Source organism: Streptomyces sp. NPDC041205 (genome assembly GCF_055591765.1).
In genome coordinates, this window is record NZ_JBVIZH010000001.1 from 1,283,639 (window position 1) to 1,304,112 (window position 20,474).

Annotated in this window: 18 protein-coding genes and 1 tRNA gene; 11 read left to right on the forward strand and 8 right to left on the reverse strand. The window is 72.8% G+C overall.

Annotation, left to right across the window (positions count from 1 at the left end):
• Positions 1-3: 3 nt before the first annotated feature.
• Positions 4-606 (forward strand): oligoribonuclease, encoded by a 603-nt coding sequence (gene orn / locus ACZ6BG_RS05565; RefSeq protein WP_468997187.1) that lies wholly within the window; start codon positions 4-6, stop codon positions 604-606.
• A gap of 111 nt (positions 607-717) precedes the next feature.
• A tRNA-His gene (locus ACZ6BG_RS05570) sits at positions 718-790 on the forward strand.
• A 66-nt stretch (positions 791-856) separates the two neighbouring features.
• On the opposite strand, the gene ACZ6BG_RS05575 is transcribed toward ACZ6BG_RS05570, so the two are convergent.
• Both ACZ6BG_RS05575 and ACZ6BG_RS05580 read right to left on the reverse strand, forming a co-directional pair.
• Complete coding sequence (locus ACZ6BG_RS05575) at positions 857-1,258, reverse strand: hypothetical protein (protein WP_468997189.1); 402 nt, start codon at positions 1,256-1,258, stop codon at positions 857-859.
• 282 nt (positions 1,259-1,540) lie between these two features.
• On the reverse strand, positions 1,541-2,596 hold the full coding sequence (locus ACZ6BG_RS05580) for a LacI family DNA-binding transcriptional regulator (protein WP_468997191.1): 1,056 nt from the start codon (positions 2,594-2,596) through the stop codon (positions 1,541-1,543).
• A gap of 260 nt (positions 2,597-2,856) precedes the next feature.
• Between ACZ6BG_RS05580 and ACZ6BG_RS05585 the strand changes: the two genes are divergently transcribed.
• From ACZ6BG_RS05585 to ACZ6BG_RS05600, 4 genes are all read left to right on the forward strand, one after another.
• Positions 2,857-4,194 carry an ABC transporter substrate-binding protein gene (locus tag ACZ6BG_RS05585; RefSeq protein WP_468997193.1) on the forward strand — a complete coding sequence of 446 codons (1,338 nt, stop codon included), beginning with the start codon at positions 2,857-2,859 and terminating at the stop codon, positions 4,192-4,194.
• A 7-nt stretch (positions 4,195-4,201) separates the two neighbouring features.
• On the forward strand, positions 4,202-5,230 hold the full coding sequence (locus tag ACZ6BG_RS05590) for a carbohydrate ABC transporter permease (RefSeq protein WP_468997195.1): 1,029 nt from the start codon (positions 4,202-4,204) through the stop codon (positions 5,228-5,230).
• A 9-nt stretch (positions 5,231-5,239) separates the two neighbouring features.
• Positions 5,240-6,112 (forward strand): carbohydrate ABC transporter permease, encoded by an 873-nt coding sequence (locus ACZ6BG_RS05595; RefSeq protein ID WP_468997197.1) that lies wholly within the window; start codon positions 5,240-5,242, stop codon positions 6,110-6,112.
• Between the two features lie 81 nt (positions 6,113-6,193).
• Positions 6,194-7,633 carry a GH1 family beta-glucosidase gene (locus tag ACZ6BG_RS05600; RefSeq protein WP_468997200.1) on the forward strand — a complete coding sequence of 480 codons (1,440 nt, stop codon included), beginning with the start codon at positions 6,194-6,196 and terminating at the stop codon, positions 7,631-7,633.
• A gap of 128 nt (positions 7,634-7,761) precedes the next feature.
• Here the strand turns inward: ACZ6BG_RS05600 and ACZ6BG_RS05605 are convergent, their stop codons facing one another.
• The 3 genes from ACZ6BG_RS05605 to ACZ6BG_RS05615 all read right to left on the reverse strand — a co-directional run bounded on the left by ACZ6BG_RS05605 (position 7,762) and on the right by ACZ6BG_RS05615 (position 11,763).
• The gene (locus ACZ6BG_RS05605) at positions 7,762-9,240 is read right to left on the reverse strand and encodes a cellulose binding domain-containing protein (RefSeq protein WP_468997202.1); all 1,479 of its coding nucleotides are present in this window, start codon (positions 9,238-9,240) and stop codon (positions 7,762-7,764) included.
• 377 nt (positions 9,241-9,617) lie between these two features.
• On the reverse strand, positions 9,618-11,036 hold the full coding sequence (locus ACZ6BG_RS05610) for a sensor histidine kinase (RefSeq protein ID WP_468997206.1): 1,419 nt from the start codon (positions 11,034-11,036) through the stop codon (positions 9,618-9,620).
• A 28-nt stretch (positions 11,037-11,064) separates the two neighbouring features.
• The gene (locus ACZ6BG_RS05615; protein ID WP_468997209.1) at positions 11,065-11,763 is read right to left on the reverse strand and encodes a response regulator transcription factor; all 699 of its coding nucleotides are present in this window, start codon (positions 11,761-11,763) and stop codon (positions 11,065-11,067) included.
• Between the two features lie 178 nt (positions 11,764-11,941).
• Between ACZ6BG_RS05615 and ACZ6BG_RS05620 the strand changes: the two genes are divergently transcribed.
• A complete protein-coding gene (locus ACZ6BG_RS05620) occupies positions 11,942-12,493 on the forward strand; it encodes a hypothetical protein (RefSeq protein ID WP_468997211.1) in 552 nt (183 codons plus the stop codon).
• A gap of 27 nt (positions 12,494-12,520) precedes the next feature.
• On the opposite strand, the gene ACZ6BG_RS05625 is transcribed toward ACZ6BG_RS05620, so the two are convergent.
• Both ACZ6BG_RS05625 and ACZ6BG_RS05630 read right to left on the reverse strand, forming a co-directional pair.
• A complete protein-coding gene (locus ACZ6BG_RS05625) occupies positions 12,521-13,381 on the reverse strand; it encodes a spermidine synthase (RefSeq protein ID WP_468997213.1) in 861 nt (286 codons plus the stop codon).
• Positions 13,382-13,579: 198 nt separating this feature from the next.
• Positions 13,580-14,062 carry a hypothetical protein gene (locus tag ACZ6BG_RS05630; protein WP_468997216.1) on the reverse strand — a complete coding sequence of 161 codons (483 nt, stop codon included), beginning with the start codon at positions 14,060-14,062 and terminating at the stop codon, positions 13,580-13,582.
• A 327-nt stretch (positions 14,063-14,389) separates the two neighbouring features.
• On the opposite strand from ACZ6BG_RS05630, the gene ACZ6BG_RS05635 reads away from it, so the two are divergent.
• Positions 14,390-15,835: a tetratricopeptide repeat protein gene (locus ACZ6BG_RS05635; protein WP_468997218.1), complete on the forward strand. Its 1,446-nt coding sequence runs from the start codon at positions 14,390-14,392 to the stop codon at positions 15,833-15,835.
• Positions 15,836-15,893: 58 nt separating this feature from the next.
• Here ACZ6BG_RS05635 and ACZ6BG_RS05640 read toward each other — a convergent pair whose 3' ends face one another.
• Positions 15,894-16,490 (reverse strand): histidine phosphatase family protein, encoded by a 597-nt coding sequence (locus ACZ6BG_RS05640; RefSeq protein WP_468997220.1) that lies wholly within the window; start codon positions 16,488-16,490, stop codon positions 15,894-15,896.
• Between the two features lie 226 nt (positions 16,491-16,716).
• Between ACZ6BG_RS05640 and ACZ6BG_RS05645 the strand changes: the two genes are divergently transcribed.
• The 3 genes from ACZ6BG_RS05645 to ACZ6BG_RS05655 are packed head-to-tail and all read left to right on the forward strand — an operon-like array spanning position 16,717 to position 20,469.
• Positions 16,717-17,799, forward strand: a complete 1,083-nt coding sequence (locus tag ACZ6BG_RS05645) for a phosphatase PAP2 family protein (protein ID WP_468997223.1) — start codon at positions 16,717-16,719, stop codon at positions 17,797-17,799.
• Positions 17,786-18,862 (forward strand): hypothetical protein, encoded by a 1,077-nt coding sequence (locus ACZ6BG_RS05650; protein WP_468997960.1) that lies wholly within the window; start codon positions 17,786-17,788, stop codon positions 18,860-18,862. Before ACZ6BG_RS05645 ends, ACZ6BG_RS05650 begins: the two co-directional genes overlap by 14 nt.
• Positions 18,853-20,469, forward strand: coding sequence for a hypothetical protein (locus ACZ6BG_RS05655; protein ID WP_468997225.1), 1,617 nt, complete (start codon positions 18,853-18,855; stop codon positions 20,467-20,469). Before ACZ6BG_RS05650 ends, ACZ6BG_RS05655 begins: the two co-directional genes overlap by 10 nt.
• Positions 20,470-20,474 lie beyond the last annotated feature (5 nt).

A 20,474-nucleotide genomic window follows, 5' to 3' on the forward strand; every position in this document is an offset into this window, starting at 1 on the left:
CGCATGAACGATCGCATGGTGTGGATCGACTGCGAGATGACCGGGCTCTCGTTGACGGATGACGCACTTATCGAGGTGGCCGCACTGGTCACCGACTCGGAACTGAACGTGCTCGGCGAAGGTGTGGACATCGTGATCCGCCCGCCGGACGCGGCACTGGAGACCATGCCCGAGGTGGTGCGGCAGATGCACACCACCTCGGGGCTCCTCGACGAGCTGGCCGGCGGCACCACGCTGGCCGACGCCGAGGAGCAGGTCCTCGCCTACATCCGGCAGCACGTGAAGGAGCCCCGCAAGGCACCGCTGTGCGGCAACTCGGTCGGCACGGACCGCGGCTTCCTGCTGCGGGACATGCCGACCCTCGAGGACTTCCTGCACTACCGCATCGTCGACGTCTCCTCCGTCAAGGAGCTGGCCCGGCGCTGGTACCCGCGGGCGTACTTCAACAGCCCGGACAAGAACGGCAACCACCGCGCCCTCGCCGACATCCGCGAGTCCATCGCGGAGCTGCGCTACTACCGCGAGGCGATCTTCGTCCCGCAGCCCGGGCCGGACTCCGACACCGCCAAGTCGATCGCCGCGAAGCACGTCCTGCCTGCGGATTAGCCCTCCGCGGCACCCCGTGTACGGGGTCCGGAAAAGGCGTGCGCGAGCACCCCTTCGGACCCTGTACACTTTTTCTCGGCCGGTCGGAAGAACGACAAAGACCGGCCCGTGGTGGGTGTAGCTCAGTTGGTAGAGCACCTGGTTGTGGTCCAGGTGGCCGCGGGTTCAAGTCCCGTCACTCACCCTGAAGGATCGGCCCCTGACCCGGGAACGGGTCAGGGGCCGATTTGTTTCCGGCTCTCGCGGGAGCCTAGGACATGTGCCGTGTCACATCAGTGATCCGACAGACGACCTTCCCCGACGCCTGACGGATCCCCGAAGCGGACTCGTTCGCGACCTGGTCCGGCGCCAAGTTGCTCGCGACCGCGGCCCCCTCGGCGATGCGCACGCCGTCGGCGCCGACGAACTCCACCTGGATCACGTAGTCGGACGTCTTCGAGCTGTGGTTGGTGACACGCAACTCGGCAGTGGGCCAGCCGGTGCTCGGCTCCACCGAACACTTGGTGAGCCGCACGTCGGCGCGCGCATCCGACACCGACGGGGCGGTCTGCTCCTGAGACGGGCCCTTGTCGGGAGGCGTCTCCTCGTCGCCGCCACCGATGAGCGCCGCCGCTACCATGAGCGCCACCAGGGCGACAGCGATCAGGACCACGTACAGAATCGCCCGCCCGAGCCGCTTCCTCTTCGGCGGAGGGCGCTGCCCCCAGGACGACCCTCCCGACGGCCCACCCAGCGGTCCGCTCGGCGGTCCGCTCGGCGGTCCACCTGGTGGCTGCCCCCACCCAGTCGGCGGTGCTGCGGAACGAGGCCGCTGAGCTGACATGGCGCCCCCCAGGTGGCGCGCGGGGCTAGTACCTCAATCATCTCTCCGTGAGGTCAAAGGCGCACGCCAGGCCGCATCGCCCAGGTCCGTGAACGCATGGCGCCGCACCCTTCACGACGACGCCCTGCACACCAGTTCCGTAGGCAGCACGATCTGCTGCCGCGCGAGGCGGCGGGAGCCCGCCGGGCGGGTGTCGGCTATCTCGGCGAGCAGGACGTCCGTCATCGTGCGGCCCATCTCGGCGATGGGCTGGCGGACGCTGGTCAGGGGCGGGTCCATGTGGCGGGCGATGGCCGAGTCGTCGAAGCCGACCAGGGCCACGTCGTCCGGTATGCGGCGGCCCGCCTCGCGCAGGACCTGGCGGGCGCCCGCCGCCATCACGTCCGACCCGGCGAAGACCGCGTCCAGGTCGGGGCGGCGGGCCAGGAGCTCCGTCATGGCGCGACGGCCGCCCTCCTCGGTGAAGTCGCCGCGCGCTGTCAGGGCCTCCTCGACGGGGCGGCCCGCCTCGGTGAGGGCCTCGCGGTAGCCGTCCAGGCGGCGCTGGGCGCCGTACACGTCCAGGCGTCCCGTGATCGTGGCTATCGTGCGGCGGCCCCGGTCGAGAAGGTGGCCGACGGCCGCGCGGGCGCCCGCGAAGTTGTCGGAGTCCACCGAGGCCAGCGGCTCGTCGGCCGAGCGGCGGCCGCTGATCACGGCGGGGATGTCGAGCTGCTGGAGCAGGTCCGGCAGGGGGTCGTCGGCGTGCACCGACACGAGGAGGACACCGTCCACGCGGTGCGCCGACAGGTACTGGGCGAGGCTGCGGCGCTCCCGGTCGCCGCCCGCGAACGTCAGCAGGAGCTGCATGTCCGTCTCCGCGAGCGCGGTGCCCACGCCATGGATGATGTCCGAGAAGTACGGCTCGGCGAAGAAACGGGACTCCGGCTCGGGGACGACCACGGCGATCGAGTCCGTACGGTTCGCGGCGAGCGCGCGGGCCGCCGTGTTCGGGACATAGCCCAGCTCCGCGACCGCCTCCTCGACGGCGGCCCGCGTCTGCTCGCTCACCCGGGGCGAACCGTTGATCACCCGGGACACCGTGCCGCGCCCGACCCCCGCCCGCGCGGCGACCTCCTCCAGCGTGGGCCGTGCCCCGCCGCGCCCCCTGGACTGACCGCTCCCCATCAGTGCCTCCCCACGACGCGAATCTAACAGCAGGGCCACGACCACCAGCGACGGCGCCGACGGCCCGCAACTCCCGGCGTCCGGTGCCTTGACACCCCCCGGGCGAGCCGCGAACCTTCAAGGCATCACACATGGGAGCGCTCCCACCCTACTCGGCTCTTACATGACCCGCACGTCCCGTCCGAGCCATTTCCCACCAACTCGCCCATTTCATACGAGAGTTGACCGGCTGTCGGTACGTCTGGGACCAGGAGGACGCAATGCGCTACAGGACTCGAACGTCCCGCACGGCCGTGGTCCTCGCGGCCGCCACCGCTCTCGCCGCCGGACTGCTCGCCGGCTGCGCGGAGGACTCCGCCGAGGACGAGCCCGGCGGTTCCTCGGGGGGCGGCGGGGGCGGGAAGGGCAAGACGACCCTGACCGTCGGGGTGTTCGGCGCCTTCGGCCTGCAGGAAGCCGGTCTGTACGACGAGTACGAGAAGCTCAACCCCGAGATCAACATCAAGCAGAACTCCGTACAGCGCAACGAGAACTACTGGCCCGCGCTCCTCACCCACCTCAGCAGTGGCAGCGGCCTCTCCGACATCCAGGCCGTCGAGGTCGGCAACATCGCCGAGCTGACCGGCACCCACTCCGGCAAGCTGGTGGACCTCGGCAAGGCCTCCGGCGTCGACAAGAACGCCTACCTCGACTGGAAGTGGCAGCAGGGCACCACCGACGACGGCAAGACCATCGGCCTCGGCACCGACATCGGGCCGACCGGCATCTGCTACCGCAAGGACCTGTTCAGGAAGGCCGGGCTGCCCACGGACCGCGAGGAGGTCGGCAAGCTCTGGGCCGGGGACTGGAACAAGTACCTGGAGGCGGGCAAGCGGTTCCAGAAGAAGGCGCCCAAGGACACCGCCTTCGTCGACGGCGCCACCGGAGTGATGGCCGCCGTGCACGGCTCCGGCAAGGAGAAGTTCTACGACGCCGAGGGCGAGCTGGTGTACAAGGACAGCGCGGGCGTCAAGGAGGGCTGGGACCTCGCGGCCGAGTTCGCCGAGGCCGGTCTGACCGCCAAGCTCCAGCAGTTCCAGCCCAGTTGGGACCAGGCCTTCTCCAACGCCTCCTTCGCCACCGTGACCTGCCCGCCCTGGATGCTCGGCTACATCAAGGACAAGGCGGGCGACAAGGGCGAGGACCAGTGGGACGTCGCCGCCGCGCCCAAGCCCGGCAACTGGGGCGGCTCCTTCCTGACCGTGCCCGAGGCGGGCAAGAACAAGGAGGAGGCCGCCAAGCTCGCCGCCTGGCTGACCGCCCCGAAGCAGCAGGCCAAGCTGTTCGACAAGCGGGCCAGCTTCCCGAGCGCCGAGGCCGCGTACGGCCTGCCCGAGGTGAAGGACGCCAAGAACCCCTACTTCGGCGACGCCCCGGTCGGACAGATCTTCGCCAAGGCCGCCGAGGGCGTGCCGGTCCAGCCCATCGGCCCCAAGGACGGGATCATCTCCCAGTACCTGGCCGACACCGGGATGCTCGGCGTCGACCAGAAGGGCACGTCTCCCGACAAGGCCTGGGACAAGGCAATGAAGACGATCGACAACGCGCTGGACCAGTGATCATCCGGTGACCGACATCCCGAGCGACACCCGTACCGCCGCGCCCTCCACGGGGGAGGAGGGCGCGGCCCCCCGCGCGCGGGCCGGGGCACTGCTCGCCGACCCGGCGGCCGAGCGCCGCCGGGCCCGGCGCAGCCGCCGCTACCGCTGGGACATGAAGTGGAGTCCCTACGCCCTCATCGCGCCGTTCTTCCTCTTCTTCATCGCCTTCGGGCTCTTCCCGCTGCTCTACACGGGGTGGGCCTCGCTGCACCGGGTGGAGCTGGGGACGCCCACGGACATGGAGTGGGTGGGGCTGCGCAACTTCTCGCGGCTCATCGAGGACGACTTCTTCTGGAACGCGCTGCGCAACACCTTCACCATCGGTCTCATCTCGACCGTGCCGCAGCTCCTGATGGCCCTCGGCCTCGCCCATCTCCTGCACTACCGGCTGCGCGGCTCGATGTTCTTCCGCGTCGCGATCCTCACCCCCTACGCCACCTCCGTGGCCGCGGCGACGCTCGTCTTCGTGCTCATGTTCAGCCGCACCGACCACGGCATGATCAACTGGGCGCTCGGGCTCGTCGGCGTCGACGCCGTGGACTGGCAGAACGGCGACTGGACCGCGCAGTTCGCCGTGTCCGCCATCGTCATCTGGCGGTGGACCGGCTACAACGCGCTGATCTATCTCGCGGCGATGCAGGCCATCCCCAACGATCTGTACGAGTCGGCGGCGCTGGACGGCGCGAGCCGCTGGCAGCAGTTCCGGCACGTCACGATTCCCTCGCTGCGGCCGACGATCCTGTTCACCTGCGTGGTGTCGACGATCGGGGCGACCCAGCTCTTCGGCGAGCCGCTGCTCTTCAGCCAGGGCGCGAGCCCCACCGGCGGCTCCGACCACCAGTTCCAGACGCTCGGTCTCTATCTGTACGAACAGGGCTGGTTCAACCAGCACCTGGGCCGGTCCTCGGCGATCGCCTGGACCATGTTCCTCATTCTCGTCCTGATCGGCCTGCTCAACTGGGCGATCAGCCGCTGGATCCGCAGAAGCGCGTGAGGGGATGACGTGGCAAGCCTCAAGAAGCGCGGTACACGCCTCAAGAAGCGTGGCGCCGGGCGCCAACTGCACGGCGGCAAGCTGGCCTACGCCGTACTGATCCTGTTCACCATCGGCTCCCTCTTCCCCCTGGTGTGGACCGCGATCGCCGCGTCCCGCAACAACACGCGGCTCGCCGAGACACCCCCGCCCTTCTGGTTCGGCGGGAACCTCTTCAAGAACCTGGAGATCGCCTGGACCGACGCCAACATGGGCACGGCCCTGCTCAACACCCTGGTGGTGGCGGGCACCATCACCGTGGGCACCGTGCTCTTCTCCACCCTCGCGGGCTTCGCCTTCGCCAAGCTGCGGTTCCGCTTCCGGGGGCTGCTTCTGCTGCTCGTGATCGGCACGATGATGGTGCCGCCGCAGCTCAGTGTCGTACCGCTGTTCATGATGGTGGCCGAGTTCGGCTGGACCGATCAGCTGCAGTCGGTGATCCTGCCGACGCTCGTGAGCGCCTTCGGGGTGTTCTTCATGCGGCAGTACCTCATCGAGGCGCTGCCCACCGAGGTGATCGAGGCCGCCCGGGTCGACGGCGCCAGCAGTCTGCGGCTGATCTGGCACGTGGTGTTCCCCGCGGCACGGCCCGCGATGGCCGTCCTCGGCATGCTGACCTTCGTCATGGCCTGGAACGACTTCTTCTGGCCCATCATCGCGCTGACCCAGGGCGGCGAACCCACCGTGCAGGTGGCCCTCGCCGGTCTCGGCCGCGGCCAGATCCCCGACCAGTCCGTGATCATGGCGGGCGCGCTGCTCGGCACGCTGCCGCTGCTCATCGCCTTCGTCCTGTTCGGCAAGCAGATCGTGGGCGGCATCATGCAGGGCGCGGTGAAGGGGTAACCCGCACCGCCGTCCCTCGCCGCACCGCCGTCCTGGCTCGACGTGCACCGACCTTTCCGTACGATCCATGGGAGCGCTTCCATGACCCACGCGAACCTGCGATTCCCGTCCTCCTTTCTGTGGGGCGCGGCCACCGCCGCGTACCAGATCGAAGGGGCGGTGCGGGCGGACGGCAGGACGCCGTCGATCTGGGACACCTTCAGCCATACGCCGGGCAAGGTGCTCGGCGGGGACACCGGGGACGTGGCCTGCGACCACTTCCACCGGTGGCGCGACGACGTGCGGCTGATGGCCGACCTCGGGATCGGTGCCTACCGCTTCTCCGTGTCCTGGCCGCGGGTGCAGCCCACCGGGCGCGGGCCCGCCGTGCAGCGCGGGCTCGACTTCTACCGCGCGCTCGTCGACGAGCTGCTCGCGCACGGCATCACGCCGATGGTCACGCTCTACCACTGGGACCTGCCCCAGGAGCTGGAGTCGGCCTTCCCCAGCGGCTCCCCGGCGGGCGGCGGCTGGCCGGAGCGGGACACCGCCTACCGCTTCGAGGAGTACGCGGGCATCGTCGCCGGGGCGCTCGGCGACCGCGTGGAGCTGTGGGCGACCCTCAACGAGCCCTGGTGCAGCGCCTTCCTGGGCTATGGCTCGGGTGTGCACGCGCCCGGCCGCACCGACCCGGCGGCCGCCCTGCGCGCGGCCCATCACCTCAACCTCGCCCACGGCCTGGGCGTCCGGGCGCTGCGCGCGGCGCTGCCGACCCGCGCCCGGGTCGGTGTCTGCCTCAACCCGAGCGCCGTGCGCCCGCTGACCTCGTCCGCCGCGGATCTCGACGCGCGGCGCCGCATCGACGCGCTCGCCAACCGCGTCTTCACCGGGCCGATGCTCCGCGGGACGTACGACGACGATCTGCTCGCCGACACCGCGCGGATCACGGACTGGTCCTTCGTGCGCGACCGGGACCTGGCCACCGCCCGGCAGCCGCTGGACTTCCTCGGCATCAACTACTACTCCCCCGCCGTCGTGTCGGCCGCCCCGCCCGCGGCCGGACCGCGTCTCGACGGGCACGGCGCCGCCGACCACTCCCCCTGGCCGGGCGCCGACTCCGTCTCCTTCCACCGGGCGCCCGGTGAACTCACCGCCATGGACTGGCCGGTGGACCCCACCGGCTTGAAGGACCTTCTCCTTGAGTACACCGCTCAGGCCCCCGGGGTTCCCCTTTTCGTGACGGAGAACGGCGCGGCCTACGACGACAAGCCCGGCGCGGGCGGCCAGGTCCACGACCCCGACCGGATCCGCTATCTGCACGGCCACCTCACCGCCCTGCACGAGGCGCTCCTCGCGGGCGCCGACGTGCGCGGCTATTTCCTCTGGTCCCTGCTGGACAACTTCGAGTGGGCGTACGGCTACAGCAAGCGGTTCGGCGCGGTGTACGTCGACTACGAGACGCAGGCGCGGACGCCGAAGTCGAGCGCCCACTGGTACGCGAAGGTGGCGGCGAGCGGGGAGCTGCGCGCGGCCGAGGAGTGAGGCGGCGGGTGGACAGAGGGGCAGGGGGCAGGGGGCAGGGGTGCGCCCCGGCCGAGTGGGGGGAAAGTCCGGCCGGGGCGCGTGTGGGGGGACGCAGTGGCTCTTGGGGGAAGCGGCCGTGGGTGCGGCTACTTGTAGGCGGCGAACGCCTTCGTGAACGCCAGGGGGTCCTGGGCGATCGACGAGCACGTCGGCTGGACGGAGTTGTTGCCGCCCGCGCAGGCCTTGTCGCGCGTCGAGGACCACATCGACAGCCAGCCGATGCCCTTGTCCTGTGCGAACCTCACCAGCTGGGTGGCGTCGTCGACCTTGAAGATCTCCGTGGTGACGTCGTTGACGCCGATCATCGGGGTGACCGCGACGGTCTTCCAGGCCTGCGCGTCCGAAAGGCCGAGCACGCCCTTGATCTGCGCCTGTGTCGCGGTCGCCGCCTGGGTGGCGTAGGTGCCCATGTCGTCGCTGTAGGCCGGTCCGTAGTCCATGGCCATGATGTTCACGGCGGAGATCTTCACGCCGTTCTTCTTGGCGTCGGCGAGCAGGTCGACGCCGGGCTGGGTCAGGCCCTCGGGCATCACCGGCAGCGTGAAGGAGACGTCGAGCCCCGGGTGGTCCTTCTGGAGGGCGGCGATGGCCTGCGCGCGGCGGGAGTTGGCGGCGGTGTCCGGCAGGGCCGCGCCCTCGATGTCGAAGTCGACCTTGGTGAGCTTGTACGCGTCGATGACCTTGCCGTACGCCTTGGCGAGTGCGCCCGCGCTGTCGCAGCGCAGGCCGAGTTCGGAGCCGGCCGCGCCGCCGAAGGACACGCGGACGTCACCGCCCTTGGCACGCAGATCACCTATCTGGGCGGCCACCTTGTCGTCGCCGAGCGCGGTGCTGCCGCCCCACAGGGGTGCGCAGCCGCCGCCCGAGGTGACGAAGGCCAGGTTGAACTCCTTCACACCGGTCTTCGCTGCGGTGTCGAGGAGGTCGTAGGCCGGGGCGAGGGAGGTGTCGACGAAGGGGGCGAACTTGGCGGCGCCCTTGCCGCCAGTGCCCTCACCCGGGGTGGAGGTCGGGGTGGGCTTCTCCGTCGGCTTGTCGGTGGGCTTGTCCGTGGGCTTCCCGGTCGGCTTCCCGGACGGCTTGCCGGTCGGGTCCTGGGTGGGCTTCTCGGAGGGGCGGCCGGAGGGTTGCGGGGCCGCGCCGTCGTCGGCCGCGCACTTGGCCTCGTTGATCAGACACTTGACCGGGTCGGCGGCGCCGGACACGACGAACCCGACCGTCAGGGACTCGCCGGGCGCCAGCTCCTTGTCCCACTTGGGCGGGGTGACGGTGACGCGGCGCCCCTCGACCTTGTGCTCGGCGTTCCACAGCGAGCCGAGCTTCGCGCCCGCGGGCAGGTCGAACTCCAGGGTCCAGTCGGACTGGGCCTTGTCGGTGCTGTTCTTGACGACGTACTGCGCGGTGTATCCGCCCGACCAGTCGCTGGTCCTGGTGTACGCGGCGCCGACGGAGGCCGCCTGGGCCGTGCCGGACAACAGGAAGGCACCGCCACCGACGACGGCCGCCGTGACGACGGCACCTATCGCCTTCTGTCTGCCGGTGATCCTGCGACGGTGGGTGCTCATGGCTGCGCCTGCCTTTTCGGGGGGTGCGGGTGGGACCGCTCCGCACGTTAGCCCCGCGTGGGCGCGACAAAAGGGGCTTCCCCGGGTCCGGGGGTGGATCTTAGGGCGGGCTTAAGAGTGGGATCGGGGTGGGGAAAGGTTGGGTCGGCTTCTTCCCCGATCCCGCCCCTTCCCGAACCTGGGGGCTCCGCCCCCAGACCCCCGCTCCTCAAACGCCGGAGGGGCTGAAAATCTCGCCGGTGCAGCCAGCTTCCAGCCCGCCCCGGCAAAGTTCCAGCCCGTCCGGCGATTGAGGACGAGGCGCGAAGCGCCGACAAGCGGGGGTCCGGGGGCGCAGCCCCCGGTTCGGGAAGGGGCGGGATTGGGGAAGCCCCCCGTCAGCCCGAACCACCCCCCACCGGCGCCGCCCGCCGCCCTCGTCGGCGCACGCTCCCCCGCCGCCGCCTCCCGGCCAGGGACCGCCGAGGATCCCGCTGGATCCAGAGGCGCACCTCCGTACCGCCGAGGACCGAGCGGCCGATGCGCACATCGCCGCCGGTGGACTCCGCGAGGCGGCGGACGATGTCGAGGCCGAGGCCGGTGGACCCCGTCGCGCCGGTCGCGGCCCCGGAGTTGCCGCGGGCGAGGGCGGCCCCGGGGTCGGCGATCCCGCCCCCCGCGTCGGAGACGAGCACGATCACCGCGTCCTCCCCGCTGTGCACGTCGACGGCGAACGCCGCCCCCTCCCGCGTGTGCCGGAAGACATTGCCGAGCAACGCGTCGAGGGCGGCGACCAGTTCGGCCCGCGCCACCGGGATCCACACCGGCTGCTCCACCCCGGCGACCCGTGCCTCGCGCCCCTCGTCCTCCGCGAGCGCCGACCAGAACCCCATCCGCTCGCGGATCACCTCGGCGGCGTCGCACCCGGCCCCGGGCCCGACGTGCACACCGGCCGCCGTCTGCGGCTTGGCGTCCCGCGCCGTACGAATGATGGTGTCGACCTCGCGTTCGAGGCGTTCGACGGCGACGCGGGTCTGCTCGGCGGCGGGTCCTTCGCCCAGCGAGGCGGCGTTGAGGCGCAGCACGGTCAGGGGCGTCCGCAGGCGGTGCGACAGGTCGGCCGCCAGTTCCCGCTCGTTGGCGAGGAGCTGGACGACCTGGTCGGCCATGGAGTTGAACGCCACGGCGGCGAGCCGCAGTTCGGTCGGCCCGTCCTCCGGCACCCGCGCGCCGAGCTTGCCCTCGCCGAGGTCGTGCGCGGCGCCGACGAGCCGCCGGGCGGGCTGGACCATGCGCACGCCGAGGCGGTCGGCGACCGCGACGGATCCGATGATGAGCGCCACGCCGACGCCCGCGAGCACCAGCCACGCCGTGGCCACGCCGTTGCTGACCTCGCTCTCCGGCACGAAGATCTCGACGACGGCGATCTCCCCGGAACTCAGCCCGAAGGGCTGGAGCAGCGCGGAGCCGCCGGGCACGCCCGCGGTCCTGGCCCGCCCCTCCGCCCGGGTGGCGGCCACGTCGCGGGCGGTGGCGCGGCGGCCGCCGATCCGGAGCGGCGGCTGCTCGCCGATCTCCGGTACGTACACGGCCATTCGCCCGTCGCCGCCCGCCTCGGAGGTGGCGACGGCCCGGGTGAGCTGGGCACGGTCGGTGGTGATGGAGAGGGTCGGGCCCATGCCGGCGGCGTGCCGTTCGGCGGCGGAGAAGGCGCGGTCGCGGGCCATCTCCTGGATGACGAGGCCCAGCGGGACGGCGAACGCGGCCACGACCATCGTGGTGACGGCCAGGCACACCCGCACGAGCGCCCACCTCACGGCGCGGCTCCCGCCCGCCGGGCGCGGGTCACAGCGGTGGCTCCAGCTTCACGCCGACGCCCCGCAGGGTGTGCAGATAGCGGGGGTTGGCGGCGGTTTCGCCCAGTTTCCTGCGCAGCCAGGAGAGATGGACGTCGATGGTCTGGTCGTCGCCGTAGCTCTGCTGCCAGACCTCGGCGAGGAGTTCCTTGCGCGGTACGACGACACCGGGCCGCCCGGCGAGGAAGGCGAGCAGGTCGAACTCGCGCCGGGTCAGGTCGAGCCGGGCGCCGTCCAACTGGGCCTGGCGGCGCAGCGGGTCGACGGTGAGGCCGCCGACCCGGAGCACGGGCCGGGGCGCCGCGTCGCCGTTGCCGGATCCGGCGCCGCGCGAGCGCCGCAGCACGGCGGCCATCCGCGCGGACAGGTGCTCGACGGAGAACGGCTTGGTCAGGTAGTCGTCGGCGCCGTCGTTGAGGAGCCGCACGATCTCCGCCTCGTCGTCGCGCGCGGTCGCGATGATCACGGGTACGTCGGTGATGCCGCGCAGCATCTTCAGCGCCTCGGCCCCGTCCAGGTCGGGCAGTCCGAGGTCCAGGATGACCAGGTCGAAGCGGATATGGGCGACCTCGCGCAGCGCCTCCAGGGCGGTGCCGACGCTCCGTACCGTGTGGGAGGCGTCGGTGAGATGCCGGATGAGGGCCGAGCGTACGAACTGGTCGTCCTCGACGACGAGCACACTTGCCATGGGCGGCACCGTACGCCATTCGGGGGACACGGGTGCCGAGCGGGACTTTTGGCCCGGACTTGGGTCCGATGTCCGGTCCGGAACGTATGCCGGGCCGCGCGCCGGACCGCGTGCGGATGCCAAGCGGAAGGTTCAACTCCTGGTCCTGGGCGCGGCGGGTGGTGCACTATGGCCCGCGATGCACAGAGGTCTCGTACACGCGATCGCGTGGTCGCTCGCCACGGGCGCGGCGGTCACGCTGTCGTGGTGGGGCGTGCACACGGTGATGGCGGGCACGGCGTACGACCCGCCGCGCGCCCTGCCCCTCGCGTCCGGCGACCGCGCGGCGGACCCCCTGTCGTCGTCGACGCACCGCCCCGAGCCGACGTCGAGCAGCGAGCCCCCGAAGTCCGGCGACCCGTCCACGTCGAAGCGCCCGGACCCCACGAAGAGCCCGGAGCTCCCCCGGAGCCCGTCCCCGGACCACTCGGCCGAGCCTCCGGAGAAGCCCACCCGCCCCTCCCCCTCGGGCAGCGTGAAGGGCTACAGCACCGACGGCGGCCGGGTCGTCTTCGACCTCGGCGACACGTACGCGACGCTGGTGTCGTCGTCGCCGTCGGCGGGTTGGTCGATGCAGGTGTGGAAGGCGTCGACGTGGATCCGGGTGGAGTTCACGTCGGGCGCGGACCGGGTGTCGGTGTTCTGCACGTGGCACGACCACGCGCCGCGGGTGGACATCAACACGTACTGAGCCGGGCGGCTCGGGGAACCCCGCCGGCTAGCGGAACACGGACGACGGCGGCGCGGGCGACGCCACGGCGCTCGCGTCCGTCACGGCCGCCGCGCCGCCGCTGAAGTCGCCGAGCGCGGGCCCGTGTTCGACCCGGGCGGGGTGCGGGTCACTGGCGCTGCGCCGGGTGAGTTCGGCGATGGGCAGGGGCTGCCCGGCGCCGAGGAGCACGGCGTTGCCGAAGCGTTTGCCGCGCAGGACCGCCGGGTCGGCGATGAGGGCGAGTTCGGGGAAGACGGTGGCGGCGGTGGCGAGTTGGCCGCGCAGATAGGCGAGCGGCGGGCCGTCGGCGAGGTTGGCGGCGTACCAGCCGGTGGGCTTCAGGGCCCTGCGGACGTCGCCGAGGAATTCCGCGGTGGTGAGGTGGGCGGGCGTGCGGGCACCGCTGAACACGTCGGCTATGACGAGGTCGGCCCAGCCGTCGGGGGTCTTCGCGAGGCCTGCGCGGGCGTCGGTGCCGCGTATGCGGATGCGGGCGCCGGGGTCGAGGGGCAGGGCGCGGCGGACGAGTTGGACGAGGGCGGTGTCGCGCTCGACGACCTGCTGGGTGGAGCGGGGCCGGGTCGCGGCGACGTACCGGGCGAGGGTGAGGGCGCCACCGCCGAGGTGCAGCACGTGCACGGGCCGTCCCGGCGGGGCGACGAGGTCGATGATGTGGCCGATCCTGCGCTGGTACTCGAAGTCGAGGTGGGCGGGATCGTCAAGATCGACGTGCGACTGCGGCGCACCGTCGACAAGCAGGGTCCAGCCCCGGGCCCGCTCCCGGTCGGGCATCAGCTCGGCGAGCCCTCCGTCGACTTCCTCGACGAGCGCTTCCCGCGCCTGCTGGCCCCGCCTGTTCCTTGCCACGGGCTCATTATCGCCGGGCGGCTACGCCCCCGCCCGCCCGGACGCATTCAGCCCCGCCGACGCCAGGCCGAGCCATCTCGGCCCCGTCGGCACTCGGCCGAGCCGTCTCAGCCCGTCCGGCGTTTGAGGACGAGCCGCGCAGCGGCGAAAAGCGGGGCAAGGGCCGCAGCCCTCTGTACAGGCACAGGCACCCCACCCTCAACGGCAGTTGTCCGCGGCCTCGATCATGCGCGCGGCCTCCCCCAGCGCAGCGCGCAACATCGCCGGATCGGTCACGGGATCGGTGTCCCCGGGCGGCACCAGCCACCCGGTCCCGGCGACGGGCGGCGCGGGCACCGGATCGGGGTCCCGGGCCACGGCGACCCCGCGTCCGAAGGTCTGGGTGCAGGCACTGCCGGGCAGATCCCACCCGTCCGCGGTGCCGGGCGGCACGAGGAAGCCGAGCGTGTCGCACCCCCCGTCGTGCAGGACGGGCCCCACGGCCTCGCCGCCCGCGCCCCGGCGCAGAATGTCGACGGCTTCGAGCCCCTGGCGTGCGGGAACGGTCACGAGATCGCACTCCTCGTGGCCGTCGGGGTCCTCATGACCGTCAAGGCCCCCGCAGCCGGGCCCCGCGCTGCGGTCCTGGCTCGGCCAGTGCCGGGCCGTCGTCAGCGCGCCCCCGGATTCGCTGTTCTCCATGCCGAATTCCAACAAGGGAACCTCCTCGCCAGGGCGGAAGCGGCGTCGCTCCCTCTCCGCATGGTTCAACGCGCCGGGGCGTCAACGGCTACGGCGCCACGCCGCCGCAAAGGATGGCAGTTCATGGCAGATCACGGGTGAGATATCCGGTTTGTAGCCAAACTCCGTGTGGTGGCCGGTTCACAACTAGTACGTTCATGCTCCGCCGGAACGAGCCGGAACAAGCCGGAACAGCCCGCACCGGTCGGCTCCGGTCGGCGTACCGGCGGCCGACCGCGCGGAACGGCGTACCACGGTCCAGCACGGTCTCCAGCGAGAGGATCCGGCATGGCGTCGTCGTCATCGGCATCGTCAACTCCGCCTCCGCGTCCGAATGTCGTGTTCCGGCAGCTGCGCGGGCAGCGCTCCCCGGGCGAGTTCGCGGCCGCGGTGCGGCGGGCCGCGCGCGAGATCGGCGAGCGGGTCAGCTGCGACGCGCGGTACGTCGGCCGCGTGGAGGCGGGCGAGATCCGCTGCCCCAACTACGCGTACGAACGGGTGTTCCTGCACATGTTCCCCGGCCGGACGCTGACGGACCTGGGCTTCGCGCCGCGCGCGGCCGTCCGGGGCCGGGGGGCGCGGGCCGCCGGGGACGCGCGCGGGGCGGCCACCGGCTGCCCGCATGACGGCGACGACCCGAGGTACCCGCGTGCCAGTGACAGCGACAACACCTTCAGCACCGAGGAGAGCGACGTGCGGCGTCGCGCATTCATGACCAGCGGCACGGCCACCGTGGCCGTCGCCTCCCTGGGGTCCTTCGGGCTCCCGCTGGGCGGCGCCGAGGCCCGTGCCCGCGAGCCCCGCCGGTTCCGCGCGGCGGACGAGCACGAGGTGAACGCCGTCGAGGAGGCCGTCCGCGAGATCCGCCTGCTCGACGACCGGCATGGCGCCGACGGCCTCTACCAGCGGGCGGCCGCCCCGCTGCGCACCGCCTACGCCCTGCTCGACGCGGGCACCACCCGGCAGGCCGGGCAGGCGGCGACCGCACGGCTGTACTCGGGTGCGGGCGAGCTGGCCATCTCCGTCGGCTGGCTCGCGCACGACTCCGGCCGCTTCGACGACGCCCGCTCGCACTACGCGGAGGCGCTCGCGACGGCCCGGATGGCCGGGGACCCCGCCCTGGAGGCGCACGCGTTCTGCAACACGGCGTTCCTGGCCAGGGACGCGGGCCGACCCCGGGAGGCGGTGCGGGCCGCGCAGGCCGCGGCGCGGGCGGCCCGGCACCTGGAATCGCCCCGGTTCCTCTCGCTGCTCGCACTGCGCGAGGCGGGCGGCTGGGCCGGGCTCGGCGATCACACGGGCTGCCGCCAGGCACTGACCCGCGCGCACGCCCTGTTCGACCGCGGCCCGGCCGAGGCCGACCCGGAGTGGATGACCTTCTACGGCGACGCCGAGCTAGCGGGCCTGGAGGCGCAGTGCTGGTCGGCGCTCGGGCAGTGGGAGCGCGCGGCCCGGCACGCGCAGCGCGCCGCGGGCGTGGCGGCGGAGCAGACGCCGGAGTTCACGCGGAACATCGCGCTGTACACCGCGGAGCTCGCCGACGACCTGGCCCGCGCGGGCCGCCCGGACGAGGCCGCGGCGGCGGGCGTGCGGGTCCTCGCCCTCCTGGACGAGGTGCAGTCGTCGCGGATCGCGTGCATGCTCGCGACCACCGCCCGGCTGCTGCTGCCGCACCGGCGGGCCGCCGAGGTGACGGACTTCCTGGAGCAGCACGCGGCACGCGCGCGTGGATGACGGCACGGCGCACGCGCGCGTGGATGACGACATCGCGCACGCGCGCGTGGACGACGGTTTACCCGGCGAGGTGGCCCGTCTCGTTCCAGGACTCCAGGGCGGGCTCTCCGTAGGCCCAGCCCAGGACCGAGAGGGACGTCGGGTTGAGGCGGACGCGGGCCGCGAACTCGATGTCGTAGCCGAGCCAGCGGGCGCCGATGACGCGCAGGATGTGGCCGTGGGCGAAGACGAGGACGTCCCGGTCGGCCTCGCGGGCCCAGGTGACGACCTCGTCGGCGCGCGCGGACACCTGCGCCAGCGTCTCGCCGTCCGGAACCCCGTCCCGCCAGATGAACCACCCGGGGCGCAGGGCCTGGATGTCCGCGGGAGTCAGTCCGTCGTACGCCCCGTAGTCGAACTCCATCAGCGCGTCCCACTCGGCGGCCCGGTCGCCGAACCCGGCGAGCTCGCACGTCTCCCGCGCGCGGGACAGCGGGCTGGTGCGCACCTCGACCCCGGGGAGGCCGTCGTAGGGCGCCCGGTGCAGCCGCTGGCCCAGGAGCTTGGCGCCGCGCCTGCCCTCTTCGAGGAGCGGGATGTCCGTCCTGCCGGTGTGCTTTCCGGACAGCGACCACTCGGTCTGTCCGTGCCGGGCCAGCAGGATGCGCGGTGCCATGAGAAGCCTTTCTAGAGGGACATGCAAGGACAAAAAGGGACAGTCACCTGTCCGTTCCTTCCATCATCACTCACACCGGGAAAGCGCAACCCGGGCGGCGATCTCTGCGTCTTTGAGGCACAGGGGGATGGCTCATCGGCCTTCGCGTACGCCGTAAAGTGACCCAGCGGCCGTACGCCGCGAGAACAGAGCGGGAACAGCGCGAATGAGATGGGGGACCCACCGGATGCCGCAGACCGAGGCAAAGGGCGCCGGCAGCCGCGGCATATCCGAGGGCCTGACATCCCCACTCCGCCTGCGCTGGTGGACGGAGCTGCCGCTGATCCTCCTGGTGTACGGGGCCTACTCCGCCGGGCGGCTGCTCGCGCGCGGGGACGTCACGACGGCCGTGGGCCACGGCCTGGACATCCTGCGGGTCGAGAAGGCCCTGAACCTGAACCTGGAGCATCCGCTCAACCGGCTGTTCACGGCCCACACCTCCATCGGTGTCCCGGCGGACTTCTGGTACGCCTCGCTGCACTACCTGGTCACACCACTGGTACTGATCTGGCTGTTCCGCAGCAAGGCCGTGCACTACGCCGCCGCCCGCACCTGGCTGATGGTGTCCACGCTCATCGGTCTGATCGGCTTCACGCTGATGCCGACCTGCCCGCCGCGGCTCCTCGACGGCAAGCACGGCTTCGTCGACACGATGGCGCAGTACAGCGACTGGGGCTGGTGGGGCGGCCAGGCCAGCGCCCCGCGCGGGCTCGGTGGCATGACCAACCAGTACGCGGCGATGCCCAGCCTGCACGTCGGCTGGTCGCTGTGGTGCGGCGTGGTGCTGTGGCGCTACGGCCGCACGCCCCTGGTGAAGGCCATCGCCATCGCCTATCCGCTGCTCACCACCATCGTCGTCATGGGCACCGCCAACCACTACTTCCTCGACGCGGTCGCGGGCGCGGCCGTGATGGGGCTCGGCCTGCTGCTCGTCCGGCCGGTGCAGCGCGGCGCGGCCCGGGTCAAGGCCCGGCTGCGGCCGGTCGTCGCGACCGCACTCGCCGCACGCGCCGCGGGGCGCGCCAAGGCCCCCGCGGAAGCCACCACCGCCCCAGTCGCCACTGACTCCTCGATTGTCAGTGCCGGATGCCAGACTTCGGCGGGTGAGCGAATTCCCCATCAGCGCAAGCTCGGGACCGATCCGGGCGGCAAGTCCGCCACCAAGCCGGGCGGCAAGCCCCGCGGGAACAAGGGCGCCAGACCCGCGGGCCGCGCCGCGGACTCCGGGGACAGCGCTCAGACATCGGCTCGCGGAGCTGCGCGGACCTGACGTACCGCCGCAGTCCCTGGACGCCCGCGCCCTGGCGGCGCTCGCGGCGAACCCGGGCTGCGGGCGGCGCGCGCTCCTGGACGGCGCGGGCGTGCCCAAGGCGGCGCTCGCCGAGGCGCTCGGCTCGCCCTCGGGCTTCGGGCAGTCGCAGTTCGCGTTCATGCGGGGGCACGCCTTCGAGGCCCGCGTGAAGGCCGACGGCGGCACGGAGCTGCTGCGCCTCACGCACGCGTGCCTGGGCGGCGGCCCTGAGCCGGAGCCCGGTGCGGCGAGCGTGCCGGACCTCACGGCGGCCGGGCCCGAGGGCCGCGCGGCCCGCACGGAGCTCGCCCTGGACGAGGCCTCGGCCGCCGGGACCTGGACGCTGCTCGACCACCCGATGCTGGCCCTGGACGTCGCGGGCACGCCCGCCTTCCTGGAGCCGGACGCCGTGGTCGTGGCGCCGGACGGGACCTGGACGGTCGTCGAGATCAAGTCCTTCCCCATGATCGACGGCGCGGCGGACGCGGCGAAGGTGGGCGCGGCGGCGCGCCAGGCCGCGGTGTACGTCCTCGCCCTGGAGCGGGTCGCGCGGCGCCTCGACCCCGCGCCCCAGGTGCGCCACCACGCGCTCCTCGTCTGCCCCAAGGACTTCTCGAACCTGCCCACCGCGTCCCCCGTGGACGTCCGCAAGCAGCTCGCCGTCACCCGCCGCCAGCTGTCCCGCCTGACCCGCGTCGAGGACATCGCGGCCACGCTCCCGCCCGGCACGACGTTCGACGTGACGCGGCCCGCCGCCGAGCTGGCCGCCGCGGTCGACGCGGTCCCCGCGACGTACGCCCCCGAGTGTCTGGCCGCCTGCGAGCTGGCCTTCCACTGCCGCGACCGGGCCCGCGCCGCGGGCGAGCTGACCTCCCTCGGCCGCTCCCTGCGCGCCGACCTCGGCACGCTCGCCACCATCGACGAGGCGCTCGCCGCGGCCCGGGGCGAGGCGGGCGACGCCGACGACCCGGCGGTGGCGGCGCTGCGCCGCGCGGGCGCGCTGCGCGCGGAGGCGCTCGCCGGAGGTGTGCGTTGTCCCTGATCGACAACCTGGCCCGGCTCGACGCCGCCACCACAGGGCGCGCCCAGCCGCGGGCCACCGTCCGCCACCGGCATCTGTCCGAGCGCCCCCTGGTCTTCGTGCCGCTCATCACCGCAGGCGAGGCGGGCGCTCCGCTCGGCGCCCTGATCGGCACGGAGCGCACGGCCCCCCGGCTGCTCACGGTGGCCCAGCCCCGCGACCGCGACCTGCGCTTCGCGTTCCTGTCCCGGCTCGCCGAGATCCTGCTGCCGTACGTCGAGTCGTACGCGGACGACGTCGAGGCCGCCGAGCGCACCGAGACCGACCCGGAGACCGGCAAGCGCGTCAAGGTCGAGGTCGAGCTGTGCGCGGACGCCCCGCAGCTGATCGTGCCGAGCCGCGCGGGCATCGAGTTCGTACGGCTGCTCGGCCGCTCCATGCGGTTCCGGCGGACCGCCGAGCAGGATCCGGACGCCCCGTATCCCGCGCCCCCGCGCGTGCCGCTGCTCGGGCGCTGGCTCACGCACTACGGCGAGCGGTCCCGTGTGCCCGGCTCGTCGCTGCTGCTCGCCATGACCGACCTGCTGTCCCGGCACTGGGCCACCGGCCAGTCGTCCCTTGAGGAACAGCACCTGGGCGCGCTGCTCGCGTGGATCGAGGCGCCCGAGGGGACGTCCGGCGCGGACGCGGCGCTCCGCGCGGAGCTGGCCAGGGACGCCGACGGGCAGTTGCTGTGCCCGCCCGCGGGGCCCGCCACGGACCCGGCGTTCGACAACCAGCTCCTCGCCCCGGCCATCGAGCGCCACGACCGGGCCCGCACCGCCCTGGCCGCCGCCGCGGACGGCGTCGAGGCGGACGCGCTGCTCGCCTCGCTCGGCGCCGCCGAGCGCGAGATCGACGCCCTGGTGGCCAGCCGCACCCGGCCCACCTGGGACGCGGTGTGGCGCGGCCTGGACGCGCTGTGCACACTGCCCGAGGCGCCGAGCGCCGTCGACCGGTGGCGCGGCGACCGCTGGTCGTTCACCGGGCACCGCGACCGTGTCGCCGCCGGGGAGCCGCCGCAGCCCCGCGTCGACGACGCGGTCACCGCCGCGAACAAGCTCGCCACCCGCGAGCGCGAGCAGGCCCGGCTCGACGCCCAGGAGGCCCTGGACGACCCGCTGGTCATGGCCGGGCGGCGGCTCGCGGGCGAGGCCTTCGCCGGGGAGGTGACCGACGTCGTCATGGCGTACAGCGAGGGCCGTTCGCCCCGCCCCCGCCCCCTGGTCACCGTCCGCACCCCCGACCGCCCGCAGCTCGACGAGGGCGTGAAGGCCTACCGCTCCCTCGCGGGCAAGCCCCAGTCCTTCCAGTTCGTCACCCGCGACCCCGACGGCGGGCTCGTCCTGCGGCTCCTGGACAAGATGGGCCGCGGCAAGGAGCCCGAGCCGGGTTCCGTGCCGGAGGTGGGCGACCGCTTGTGCTGGACGCTCTTCGAGCACGAGCAGCGGGGCGGGCCGCGCCTTCCGGACCCGGAGGACACCCCGTGGACGCACGGCGGCCCCCCGGAGGCGACGCCCGCCCCGGCCGCCGGCACCGCCCCCGTCGGCGAACGGCCCGACCCCGTGACAGCGGAGGACATCCTGTGACGTCC

What these genes read in the sequence shown, in the direction of transcription:
- ACZ6BG_RS05615 (WP_468997209.1), bottom strand. Translation starts at nt 11,763, where the DNA reads ATGGCAAGTGTGCTCGTCGTCGAGGACGACCAGTTCGTACGCTCGGCC.
- ACZ6BG_RS05635 (WP_468997218.1), top strand. Translation starts at nt 14,390, where the DNA reads ATGGCGTCGTCGTCATCGGCATCGTCAACTCCGCCTCCGCGTCCGAAT.
- ACZ6BG_RS05580 (WP_468997191.1), bottom strand. Translation starts at nt 2,596, where the DNA reads ATGGGGAGCGGTCAGTCCAGGGGGCGCGGCGGGGCACGGCCCACGCTG.
- ACZ6BG_RS05605 (WP_468997202.1), bottom strand. Translation starts at nt 9,240, where the DNA reads ATGAGCACCCACCGTCGCAGGATCACCGGCAGACAGAAGGCGATAGGT.
- ACZ6BG_RS05645 (WP_468997223.1), top strand. Translation starts at nt 16,717, where the DNA reads ATGCCGCAGACCGAGGCAAAGGGCGCCGGCAGCCGCGGCATATCCGAG.
- ACZ6BG_RS05640 (WP_468997220.1), bottom strand. Translation starts at nt 16,490, where the DNA reads ATGGCACCGCGCATCCTGCTGGCCCGGCACGGACAGACCGAGTGGTCG.
- ACZ6BG_RS05600 (WP_468997200.1), top strand. Translation starts at nt 6,194, where the DNA reads ATGACCCACGCGAACCTGCGATTCCCGTCCTCCTTTCTGTGGGGCGCG.
- ACZ6BG_RS05630 (WP_468997216.1), bottom strand. Translation starts at nt 14,062, where the DNA reads ATGGAGAACAGCGAATCCGGGGGCGCGCTGACGACGGCCCGGCACTGG.
- ACZ6BG_RS05620 (WP_468997211.1), top strand. Translation starts at nt 11,942, where the DNA reads ATGCACAGAGGTCTCGTACACGCGATCGCGTGGTCGCTCGCCACGGGC.
- orn (WP_468997187.1), top strand. Translation starts at nt 4, where the DNA reads ATGAACGATCGCATGGTGTGGATCGACTGCGAGATGACCGGGCTCTCG.
- ACZ6BG_RS05585 (WP_468997193.1), top strand. Translation starts at nt 2,857, where the DNA reads ATGCGCTACAGGACTCGAACGTCCCGCACGGCCGTGGTCCTCGCGGCC.